The 12,208-nt window shown below is 45.4% G+C and carries 7 protein-coding genes and 1 rRNA gene; 5 read left to right on the plus strand and 3 right to left on the minus strand.

Going from position 1 to position 12,208, the window contains the following annotated elements:
* Positions 1 to 206 precede the first annotated feature (206 nt).
* Complete coding sequence (locus Q4Q49_RS21590; protein WP_312000406.1) at positions 207 to 341, plus strand: hypothetical protein; 135 nt, start codon at positions 207 to 209, stop codon at positions 339 to 341.
* Positions 342 to 497: 156 nt separating this feature from the next.
* Here Q4Q49_RS21590 and Q4Q49_RS21595 read toward each other — a convergent pair whose 3' ends face one another.
* Entirely contained in the window at positions 498 to 2,147 is a 1,650-nt protein-coding gene (locus tag Q4Q49_RS21595) for a dipeptidase (RefSeq protein ID WP_312000407.1), read from the minus strand.
* 410 nt (positions 2,148 to 2,557) lie between these two features.
* Between Q4Q49_RS21595 and Q4Q49_RS21600 the strand changes: the two genes are divergently transcribed.
* Entirely contained in the window at positions 2,558 to 4,762 is a 2,205-nt protein-coding gene (locus tag Q4Q49_RS21600; protein WP_312000408.1) for a M3 family metallopeptidase, read from the plus strand.
* Between the two features lie 269 nt (positions 4,763 to 5,031).
* Positions 5,032 to 5,481, plus strand: a complete 450-nt coding sequence (locus Q4Q49_RS21605; protein WP_312000411.1) for an acetyltransferase — start codon at positions 5,032 to 5,034, stop codon at positions 5,479 to 5,481.
* 143 nt (positions 5,482 to 5,624) lie between these two features.
* Here Q4Q49_RS21605 and Q4Q49_RS21610 read toward each other — a convergent pair whose 3' ends face one another.
* The gene (locus tag Q4Q49_RS21610; RefSeq protein WP_312000409.1) at positions 5,625 to 7,769 is read right to left on the minus strand and encodes a M3 family metallopeptidase; all 2,145 of its coding nucleotides are present in this window, start codon (positions 7,767 to 7,769) and stop codon (positions 5,625 to 5,627) included.
* 708 nt (positions 7,770 to 8,477) lie between these two features.
* Here Q4Q49_RS21610 and Q4Q49_RS21615 point away from each other — a divergent pair.
* Both Q4Q49_RS21615 and Q4Q49_RS21620 read left to right on the plus strand, forming a co-directional pair.
* Positions 8,478 to 10,523: a bifunctional 2',3'-cyclic-nucleotide 2'-phosphodiesterase/3'-nucleotidase gene (locus Q4Q49_RS21615; RefSeq protein ID WP_312000410.1), complete on the plus strand. Its 2,046-nt coding sequence runs from the start codon at positions 8,478 to 8,480 to the stop codon at positions 10,521 to 10,523.
* Positions 10,524 to 10,730: 207 nt separating this feature from the next.
* Entirely contained in the window at positions 10,731 to 11,489 is a 759-nt protein-coding gene (locus Q4Q49_RS21620; protein ID WP_259212685.1) for a DUF2057 domain-containing protein, read from the plus strand.
* A gap of 524 nt (positions 11,490 to 12,013) precedes the next feature.
* Here Q4Q49_RS21620 and rrf read toward each other — a convergent pair.
* Positions 12,014 to 12,129 (minus strand): 5S ribosomal RNA (gene rrf, locus Q4Q49_RS21625).
* Positions 12,130 to 12,208: the final 79 nt, after the last annotated feature.

Raw genomic sequence — 12,208 nt, forward strand, 5'->3', positions numbered from 1 at the left:
CCCATGGGATGACCTTATATGCCAAGTGTCCATACAAACCTTCTCAGGTTGTGATGAATAGACACTTAAATTTTAGGAAATGGTGCGCTTAATTGGACACATATGGATTATAAAATCTCATGGATAAATGAAATTAAAGCGGAGTCAAAAAATGGAGTGCTAAATTGCTTTGGGGCAATATCTTTTTAGCTAAACGAACAGCAAAAGTGTTAGTTAAGATTGGCATTGTTGCAACTGTGACCTTTGGCAGCATGGATGCCGTCGTCGAGCCCTCAGGGACGAGTTTATGGCGAGTCACAGGGGAAGCAATGACAATTAATCCAGCACAACTGACGATATAACTCACTAGCTTCGAGCATTTCAAATTGGAATGGCGGAAATCTAAGATTTAACCGCCATTGTTCTATTAACCCTTAATGCTTAGCTTAATACTTGATAGCAAACTTTATTGCTCCCCTACACTTTTATCCCATCCACAAATCATTTAACAAAGAGCATTATTTCACCGCCGATAGTTCGATAAATGCTGCGGTGTACATTTTTAGGTTCAGCATAAATTGCTTATGGGTGATGAACTCTTTTTCGGTATGGCCAGTGTATTCCACGCCCGGCATGGCAGGGCCAAAACTTAACGCATTGGGGAATAATTTACTGTTGGTTGAGCCGCCAATTGCAACGGGCTTAGGGTCGACTATGCCAGTGAAGTGGGCAAACACGTCGAGCAGGGTTTGTTGCTGCGGCGCACCTTTCATCACCATAGGCTCGCCCCAATAACTTTCGATATCAGCAAGTTGCACTTGATGTTTCTCCTGCCACAGGGCTAGGGCTTCACGGGCTTGTTTAGCGAGTAACTCTGGTGTTTTGCCGACAGGACGGCGCAAGTTAATGGTCACCTCAGTGCCCTTCTGCGTTTGCACCACCACAGTCGGAGCTAAGGTCAGCGGTCCCATAAAATCATCTTTATAAGCTAAGTCACCAAACTGCTCGGCGTACATACCTAAACCCACCAGCTCGTTCATGGCGGCAACGGTTAAGGAGGCGCTGGTTTGCGGCCAAGGTTTATCATTCAACTCGGGACTTAATAATGCCGCCAAATGCGTCACGGCATTCACTCCATCTTCAGGAGTGGATGAATGGGCGGCTTTACCGTCGGCAAAGATATGCAAGTTGCACAGCTTATCGACGCAATGGTTTTCAAAACGGTATTTCATCCCCTGCTGCGCGGCGGCTCTGGTCTGTAACTTTGTCAGTAATGCGGGTGAAACCGCCTCAATTTCCGCCTCAGCCTGCTGCGGTACTTGGCTGGCAAAATAGCCGCCAGAGAAAGCGGTTAACGTGGGAGTTTGAGTTGAAGCCTCAGCTTTAGCTTCTATATTGGAAATCGTAATATTGGGCACAGTAAAGGTAATCTTACTCCAACCTTTCTCGGCGGTGACCACGGGGTATTCAGCATCAATAGTAATGTTCATATCCGCTGGCGTGTAGCTGGCTAAAAAGGTTTTCAGTGGTTCCCAGTCGGACTCTTCAGCAAGATAAACCAAGAGTTCAATGCGTCTATCTCGCTTAATGTGTTTATCTTTAATCGCCTTCATCGCATACATGGCGGTGACAATGGCACCCTTGTCGTCCTCTGTGCCGCGGCCAATCAGTTTGCCCGGTTCCGATTGAGTATCAAGCAGATAAGGGCTCTGCGCCCACAAGGCAGGATTAGCTGGTTGCACATCGCCGTGGGTGACTATGCCTAACTTTTTAGGTTCATTGTTCACAGCCGAATTAGCATCTAAGCCAATCAAAACAACATAACCATGATCGGCATAATCTAACCCGAGATCCTGACTGAGTTGCTTTAAACTCGACTTGAAGCCCACAAAGGCGGGATTGGTATCTGGCGTTTGCCCTTCAACCGCTTGGGTATTAAAACTCACCAACTGAGTCAAACTTTGCACCATAGCCGCATCATATTTTGCGACCGCATAATCGGCGACCTTTAGCGCATTTGGGCTTAACTGGGGTACGTTTGTGTGAGCCGCTGTTGTTACTGACGCAGGCGCTGCAATACATTGCGGCATAACCCAGCTGGACGCAGTCAGTAATGCCAAGGATAACGCTCGACGCACGCGAGCATGTTGAATACCAGATTGAGACATAGAAGATCCTATTATTGTTATTCGTGTTTTAGGACAGTACTGCAAGAGACGGTTGAAAATGGATTAAGCTGATTTACTGCTTCGTGTTGCTTATGCCAGTCATCTGCGACGTGTTTGCGGCTATTATCTTCGACTGCAGCCTTGACCAATGATGTTGCCAAGAAAGCGCACCGAGACGCGATAACATCCGCAGCCAGTTTGCCATATTATTTTGCTTAAAAGCCTGAAACAAAACATTTGTTACAAACTAAACACAAAATCAATGGAACCCCTAGTCCGATACATGTTAAACAGTCACATTAAGATAAATTAATGGTTTTAGCCGCGCGTAGACTTCAATTTTTGCTGAAATCCATGGCCATCATCAAACAATCACCCATAACAATAATCGACCTAACGGGGAACAAATAATGAAGGGACTAACCCTTAAACCGCAAGCCCGCACGGCTAAGCTCACGCTAAGTGCCATCGCTTTAGCCTTAACTTTGGGCGCTTGTAGCACACAACAACCCGAAGCCAGTGTTCAAGCAAACGCAGCACCCAATGCCGTGTCAGCGCAAATTATCAGTCAGAATGCGACTAATCCATTCTTTAAACCCTATGATACATTTATGGAAATTCCGGCCTTTGATAAGATCAAGCCAGAGCATTTCCTCCCAGCCTTTAAAGCGGGCGTAGCTCAGCAACACGAACAAATTCAAGCGATTGTTGATAATAAAGCCAAGCCCACCTTCGCCAATACCATTGAAGCCATGGAGTTTTCTGGCGATCTAGTGACCCGCGTTTCTAACGTCTTCTTTAACCTGACAGGCGCCGATACTACGCCAGCATTGCAAGCACTCTCCAAAGAAGTGTCGCCTATGTTATCGTCCGCCGAAGACGATATCCTGCTCAATGACAAACTGTTTCAAAAAGTCAAAGCCGTTCACGACGCGAAAGACAGCCTAAAACTCAGCACTGCCCAAGCCAAATTGTTGGAAGATACCTATAAATCTTTCACCCGTGGCGGCGCTAACTTAAGCGAACAAGATAAAACCAAACTGCGCGCATTGAACGAAGAAATCGGTAAACTCAATTTAACCTTTGGTGACAATCTATTAGCCGAAACCAATGCCTTCGAATTAGTGGTTGATAGCAAAGCCGATCTCGCCGGTTTACCCGCAGATGTGATTGCGACCGCCTTTGAAACCGCCAAAAAACGCGGCCATGAAGGCAAGTGGGTATTTACCACGTCTCGCCCTTCTATTACGCCGTTTTTAACCTATGCCGATAATCGCCAGTTACGTGAAAAACTCTACAAGGGTTATATCGAGCGCGGTAACAACAATAACGCCAACGATAACAAGATTATCCTCGCGAAGATTGCCGCCCTGCGTGCTGAACGTGCTCAACTGATGGGCTATAAAACCCATGCGGATTTCGTGTTAGAAGAACGCACAGCTAAAACACCAGAAAACGTCTACGGCTTGCTCAACAAAGTATGGCCAGCGGCATTGGCCCAAGCCAAAGCGGAAGTGGCTGATATGCAAGCGATGATTGACGCTCAAGGTGGTAATTTTAAGCTGCAAGCGTGGGACTGGGATTACTACGCTGACAAGATCCGTGTCGCTAAGTACAGCTTTAACGAGCAACAAACCCGTCCGTATTTCTCCCTCGATAGCACACTAAAAGGCGTGTTCTATACGGCTAACCGTTTGTACGGTTTAACCTTTAAAGAGCGTACCGACTTACCCAAATACAATGCCGAAGTCCGTACTTGGGAAGTTTACGATAAAGACGGCAAACTGATGGCCATCTTTATGGGTGACTATTTCACCCGCGACAGCAAACGTGGCGGCGCTTGGATGAATTCCTTCCGCAAACAATACAATATGAATGGCGTTGATTCTAAACCTATTATTGTTAACGTATTGAACTACCCTCGCCCAGCGGGCAATGAGCCAGCGCTGCTGACCTTCGATGAAGCCAGCACCCTATTCCACGAATTTGGCCACGCCCTACACGGCATGTTATCGAACGTGGAATATCGCTCACAGGGTGGCACCGCCGTACCTCGCGATTACGTTGAGTTCCCATCGCAAGTAAATGAAAACTGGATGACTCAGCCAGAAGTGTTAGCCCAATTTGCCAAGCACTACAAAACCGGCGAAGTGATCCCGCAAGAGCTAGTGAAGAAAATCCAAGCGGCCAGCAAGTTCAACCAAGGCTTTGCCACCGTTGAATACATGGCGGCCACTAAGCTCGATTTAGATTGGCACACATTAACCGACACCACGCCAAAGGATGCGGCCAAGTTTGAAGCGGACTCGTTAGCGGCAATGGGACTGATTGAAGAAATCAGCCCACGCTATCGCAGCACTTACTTCTCGCATATTTTCGCGGGCGGTTATTCAGCAGGCTACTACAGCTACCTGTGGTCGGATATTTTAGGCGCGGATGCTTTCGAAGCCTTTAAAGAAAACGGCATTTTCGACAAGGCCACTGCGGACTCCTTCCGTAATAATATTCTGTCGAAAGGCGGCAGCGATGATCCTATGCTGATGTATAAAAACTTCCGCGGTAAAGAAGCCGGCATAGAGCCGCTACTGCGTAGCCGCGGATTACTGGCTGAATAATCGCCCCTCTAAATTGAAGTTTTAAATATCATAAACAGGGAGCTAATACTCCCTGTTTTTATTTTACTGATACTAAATAGGTAAATAGCGAGAAAGGTCAAGATGACAGAGTGCAGCTTGGCAGGTAACATCTTGGGAAAAGATGTTACGGAACTTACGCCTAAACTTTTTAAACGCGAATTCGTAAAGGTTGGTACGTTTCCGCTTCACATGTTAACCCACTATGATTCAACGCTTAGGCGGCATTAAATTTTCAATAGAGTTATATGATGAATATTGAGATGGTAGAAAAAGCAGATCATCTTAGTCTGCTCAATATTTGGGAAGCATCAGTGAGAGCAACCCATGACTTTTTAGCAGAAGAAGATCTACAACAATTAAAGCCGCTGATCCTCGAACAGTATTTTGATGCCGTTCACTTAAAGTGCGCTAAAAATGACAATGGAGAAATACTCGGATTCTGCGGCGTACATGATGGCAATATTGAAATGCTGTTCATCTCACCTGACGCGCGCGGAAAAGGGATTGGTTCCATGCTAGCGACACATGCCATTAAAGAACTAGGAGCCACAAAGGTGGATGTTAATGAGCAGAATCAACAAGCATTAGGTTTTTACCAACATATTGGTTTTTCAGTAACGGGTCGCTCACCCGTTGATGGACAGGGTAAACCTTATCCACTGTTGCATATGGCGTTATATTCCATTGAGGGATTGTAGATGTATCCTGATTCAATCGATGAGAATAGGGTTGGAGAGTATCCAGCGGAAACAAAAATGATGAATAAATCCGCCCCGACATCAATAAAAAAGGCTTGCTAGGTTTCCCTAACAAGCCTTTGGGCCTTTTTACAACGAATCGATTAGTCGACTAAACCGCGGCGCTTTAATAGTGCATCGGTTGTCGGTTTTTTACCGGTAAAGTGAATGTAATCTTGCATGAGATCTTCACTGTTACCTTTAGATAAGACTTCCTTACGGAATTTGTCACCATTATCGGCTTTTAATCCACCATGCTCGCCCATATAGGCAAAGGCATCGGCGGCAAACACTTCGGTCCACAAATACGCGTAATATCCAGCTGAATAACCACCGGAGAAGGCATGGCTAAAGTAACTCGATTTATAACGCGGGGGAATTGGCGCAAAATCGAGGCCGTGTTTAGCTAACACTTGGTGCTCAAACTTCTCTACATCGCTAATTTGAGTATCGGCGCTGATAGAGTGCCATTCCATATCTAACAAAGCAGCTGACAGATACTCAACGGTATCAAAACCTTGGCCAAACTTATTTGAGGCTAAGATTTTATCAAGCAGTGCCTTAGGAATTGGCTCACCCGTCTTGTAGTGTTTGGCATAGTTAGCAATCACAGCTGGGTCGATATTCCAATCTTCGTTAACCTGGGATGGGAACTCAACAAAGTCACGTGCGGTTGATGTACCAGCCACGCTTGGATATTTCACCTGCGAGAATAAACCGTGAACCGCATGACCCATTTCATGGAACATAGTGGTCACTTCATCGAAGGTCATTAACGTTGGGCCATCGGCTGGCTTAGGAATATTCAGCGCGTTATAAACAACGGGCTTAGTGCCAAGCAGACCGCTTTGGGTGACGAACTCATCCATCCACGCGCCGCCGCCTTTGCCTTCACGGGCATAAGGGTCAAGGTAGAATAAGCCAATAGAGCTGTTGTCTTTATCGAAGACTTCAAAGGCTAAGACATCGGGATTCCACACGGGTAAATCGGTACGCGGTTTTAAGCTGATGCCATACAGTTTATGCATCGCGAAAAACAGCCCGTCTTGCAGCACAGTATTAAACTCGAAATAAGGTTTGATGCTGCTTTCATCGAGGGAGTATTTCTCTTTACGCACTTTGTCGGCGTAATAAGCCCAATCCCAAGGTTGCAGCTCGAAATCACCGCCCGCCTTTTTGATTTCAGCTTGAATATCAGCCGCTTCTACTTTGGCACGTGCTAAGGCTTTTGGCGCTAAATCATCGAGGATTTCATACACAGCGGCAGGAGTTTTCGCCATTTGATCGGCAACCGCATAGGATGCCCAAGTATCGAATCCCAATAAGTTGGCTTTTTTAGCCCGAATTTGCGCCATTTTAACAATCAATGGGCCATTGGTTGCAACAGCTCTGTGCGCCGAGGTTTCCCACACTTTTTGGCGTAGTTCACGGTTGCTCAGGCTAGAAAGCACAGGCTGGCGAGTCGTGTTCACTAAGGTAATCAAATAGCCCTCTTTTCCAGCAGCTTTGGCGGCAGCGGCTAAGGTGGCGATTTCGCTGTCAGATAAACCGGCTAACTGGGCTTTATCAGTCACAACAATCACATCATCTTTAAATGATTTTAAGCTGTTTTGTGAAAAGTCCGTCGCTAAGGTTGCAAGCTCGGCGTTAAAGTCGCGCATCTTAGCTTTATCTTCAGCTGACAATTTCGCGCCAGCGCGAACAAACTGCTCATAGTAGTATTCAACTAAACGCTGATCTTCCGCATTTAAGCTGCTTTTTTGTTGATATACCGCTTCAACACGGGCAAATAACGTTGGATCGAGATAAATATTATCGCGATGGGTAGATAGCTTAGGTGCAAGATCTGCTTCGGTTTTCTGGAAATCATCATCAGAAATCAGACCGGCAAGATTAAAAAAGGTCCGCGACACCCGCGTTAATAATTCACCCGAGGTTTCCATCGCCAGAATGGTGTTGTCAAAACTGGCCGCTTGCTTGTTATTCACAATGGCAGCGATTTCAGCATCATGGGCTTTAATGCCTTGCTCGAAGGCAGGAGCATAATCTGCAGTATGGATAAGGTTAAATTGTGGCGCTTGATCCTGCAGTGGACTCTTGCTCAGCAACACATTGGTTGCCTCTGCTTTAGCAGCGGTTTGAGTCGCTACGGCATTTTTGGCTTCATTGGCACTGGCGGCTGGCTTGTCTGAACAAGCGCCAAGTAACAAAGCCGCGGCCACGGCTGTGGTTATAACGGACTTACGCATATTAACTCCCTTGGATGTTGCTGCCCTTTCGTTTGTATTTTTAAGGTGAAAGGTGCGCGCTAACGGAATTTTGGCTTTCAGTTTAAAACAGTCTGAGTCAACGAACGCTTATTGCTACGGTCGTTAATTTCGATGAACTACCTTAACAAGTTACGCGCATTTCAGCCAAGTTTTACCCCGCCACTGCGGCGCTAATTTGTATCACTTTATGTGTATTTAGAGTCTATATGTGCTTATGCCAACGCTAAGCTACACCTAAGGCGCAGCAATCAGTGTTAAGCGCTTGCAAGCAGAAATGATGAGGATTAGCTAAAATTCAATGTAAAAAGAATTATTTAAAACAATCCAAGTGGATTTTTAAGCCAAATATCCTCAACATAAAAAACGATATAAGCAAATAAAACACCGTTTCCATAACAAATATTAATTCTTCTTAATAAACTTTTTGCTGTGATTATTTAAACCTCAATGTAACAAATACACAGGCAAAATGGCTCATTATTTAGGCAGGCGCACTCTAAGTCACAATTTGAAACAGCTTTTCTCCGATTAATGTCACATTCAGATCATCAAATGTCTTTATAATTCCCGCTCGTTAACTTAGCGACAAATTAACCTAACAGTTAAATGACGCTGAATTAACGGGATGATGGGCATGCTCTTTACAGAACATGCATTGGGGTCAAATAAATATAAATAGAGACAACTATGTTAAATAAGAAAATACTCGCAGTGATGATCACTGCCGCCCTTGGTGTCAGCGCCTGTAATTCTGATGACGACAAAGTCGTTCAAGCCGATTTACGGGTACTCGAAACCACAGATCTGCATACAAATATCATGGATTTCAATTACTACAGTGGTAAAGACGATCCGACTATCGGTCTTGCCCGCACTGCAAGCTTGATCCACGCTGCACGCAGCGAAGCCAAGAATAGCGTCCTCGTCGACAACGGCGATCTGCTACAAGGCAGCCCTATGGGCGATTATATGGCCAAAGTTGGCCTGCAAATGGGCGATGTTCACCCTGCTTATAAAGCCATGAACCTATTAGATTATGAAGTCGGTAATATCGGTAACCATGAATTTAACTATGGTTTAGACTTCTTAAATAAATCCATTAGTGGTGCAGATTTCCCTTATATCAACTCAAACGTTTATTGCGCCGACGATAAGGGTTGCTGGAAAGATGTGAAAAAAGGTGAGCATTTATTCACCCCTTATATCATTAAACAAAAAAATATTATCGACAGCGAAGGCAATAATCAAACCATTAACATTGGTTATATTGGCTTTGTGCCACCACAAATTCTATTGTGGGATAAGCAAAATCTGACGGGGAAAGTGACGGTTGAAGATATCGTTACCACCGCGAAAAAATATGTCCCAGAAATGAAAGCCAAAGGGGCCGATATCATTATCGCCATTCCACACTCTGGCATTGGTTCAACAGAAAATCCTGGCGATCCTATGGCTGAAAACGCCACTTACGCTTTGACTTATGTTGACGGTATCGATGCGATTCTATTCGGTCACAGCCACTCTATCTTCCCAGATGCTAAGTATGCTGACTTGCCCAATACCGATGTCACAAAAGGCCTACTGAACGGCGTCCCCGCGGTGATGCCAGGTCGTTGGGGCGATAACTTAGGGGTGGTTGACTTTAAACTTGAGCGTAGAGATGACAAGTGGCATGTCCTTAGTGCCAAAACGCAAGCTCGCCCTATCTATGATGGCGCAAATAAAGCCCCATTAGTTGAAGCGGATGCTGCTATTCACGATGCCGTTGCCGCCGAACACCAAGGTACCCTAGCCTTTGTGGATGAGCCTATTGGTGTCGCTGCTGCTGATATGTATAGCTTTTTGACCTTAGTGCAGGATGACCCTACGGTACAAATCGTTTCCGACGCGCAAATTGCTAATGTGAAAGCGAAATTACCTCCGGAATTAAAAGATCTGCCAGTGCTGTCAGCCTCTGCGCCTTTTAAAGCGGGCGGTCGCCACGGTACAACCAGCGATGCCGATCAATTTGTGCAAGTCGATAAAGGTCCATTGACCTTTAAAAACGCCGCCGATCTGTACCTGTATCCCAATACTATGGTGGCAGTCAAAGCAACGGGCGCCGAATTGAAAGATTGGCTTGAGTGCTCAGCCAACCAGTTCAATCAAATCGACCCAGCAAAAACCACCCCACAAGAGTTAATCAACTGGGATGGCCATCCAACCTATAACTTCGACGTACTCGATGGCTTAACTTACAAAATTGATGTCACTCAAGCGAACAAGTTTGACCGCGATTGCGCAGTCGTTAATGCCAACGCAAACCGTATCGTTGATTTAAGCTATAAAGACGAAAACGGTAAAGTCATCACAGGTGAAGAATTTGCCGCGAAAGAGTTTATCGTCGCCTCAAATAACTACCGTGCCTTTGGTGGTAAATTTGCCGGTACGGGTAGCGACCATGTCGTGCTCGAACTGCCCGATACCAACCGTGAGGCGTTAGCGGCTTATATCACAGCGCAATCTCAGTACAACGAAACCACGGGTAAGTACGAAGGTATGGTCAATCCAAGTGCCGATTACAACTGGGATTTCAAAACCATCACTACTAACGTCACATTAGACGTTCGCTTCGAAACCCAAGACAGTGACAAAGCCGCGGCCTTTATCGAAGCCAATAAACAACGTGAAATGAAGAAGATCAGCAAGGATGAACTGGGTTACGCCGTTTATAGCATCAACCTAACCAAATAAGCGTTCAATCCCGCAATATCATGCTCAAAAAGGCTCTTCGTGAGCCTTTTTTATTCCCTACAGATTAAATTAACGCTAATCTGCGCGCTATAAACAACGTGTCGCCATTTAGTACATCATGCTCCACACTAAAGGTTAAACCTGCTTTGTGTCGTCAAATATCTACCTTATTATTTAGCGGCGTCCTCGCAACAACAGAGAAAGCTTATGAAATATCAATCAATCTTATGTGCCACCGCGTTAATGCTAGTTGCAGTGCAGCCTGCAACGGCCGATGTTAATCTCAATCTGCCTAAAAATACTGAAGTGTTAACGGTCAATGGCAAGCCAGCAGTAAAGAGTAGCAACCTCGTTTTAGCCGATGGTATCAATCAGATAGCCTTCCGTTATGCCGCGCAATACCGGCAACAAGCTGACTCAGTGCATTATCTATCCGACGTACTCATCGTCCGTTTTGATGCGTCAGCACAAACACTTACCCTGACACTTCCCGCCATCAACTCAGCCAGAGATGCCAAGAAATTTGATGAGTCACCCAAGCTGACACTATCAAATACTCAAGATGAAGCAGTGAGTTTTACCAGCGATAAATTGATTAAGAATGGGATCCAACTGGGACGGGATTTCGAACACGAGATACTGCAGTACAACCTTAGCAATCATCCGGCTTCATTAAATCTCACTATGAATACCGCGACAACACAACCAAACGACGCCATTGCACCAGTATTGGCAAGCCAACCACAAATACACCAAACAACAGCGGTCACATCCACGAACTTGATAGCACCAGCAGTAGTGTCGTCAGCTGCCGCAGCGGTAAATGACAAGGCTCAGCCAACGACTTCAGTGACTTCTACAACCGCACCTAGCCAAACTGAAATCAGTCAAATGCTTGATTACTGGTACAAACAAGCCAACGACAATACCAAAGCCAGCTTCAAAGCTAAAATAAACAAAGAGTGACCCATACCGCTTCAGTTTATCTATTTAAAACCGCCAGCTTAGTACCACACATGAACTGGCGGCTCTATTCAGTTCGTAAAATTAGAACTTAGTAAAACTTAAGCTCATTAAAAATGAGCCCAGTAAACCATTCCCACTTCACAGCTTAATGTTATTTCAAACAATGAAACGGTTTCAAAACGCTAAAAAATGTAAATTCTAGACGCAAAAAAGCCAGCTTATTCAGCTGGCTTCGTTATATCTTCACAAGACTCTTTTCCAGAGCATACTAGGCACTTGGTGATAGCCTACTTTCTTTTATCCCTGAAGGGGATACATCGGTGCGAGACACAGGGATGTGTCGTATATCAAAAAATGCATGGGCGCTATTGTTGACCAAGCTTAGCGGCGGGTGACCGTTATGAAGGGTGGAAGTGTAAATATTAGAGGAACATTTATTGACCGACATCGAGATAAGTTTTCGCGAAGCGTATAAACACAAAAGCCCTAGCGGTTTAGGCTAGGGCTTTTGTGTTTATTTGGATGCTTGGCGATGACCTACTCTCACATGGGGAGACCCCACACTACCATCGGCGCGTTTGCGTTTCACTTCTGAGTTCGGGATGGGATCAGGTGGTTCCACAAGGCTATTGTCACCAAGCAAATTCTGTTTATTACCGTGTCCATCGCTGGACCACGTTAATAATAATTCGGAAAGCTGATTTGTTTTGTTTGAGTTC

Origin of the sequence: Shewanella sp. SP1S1-7, from assembly GCF_031932105.1 — a bacterium.
GTDB lineage: Bacteria > Pseudomonadota > Gammaproteobacteria > Enterobacterales > Shewanellaceae > Shewanella > Shewanella baltica.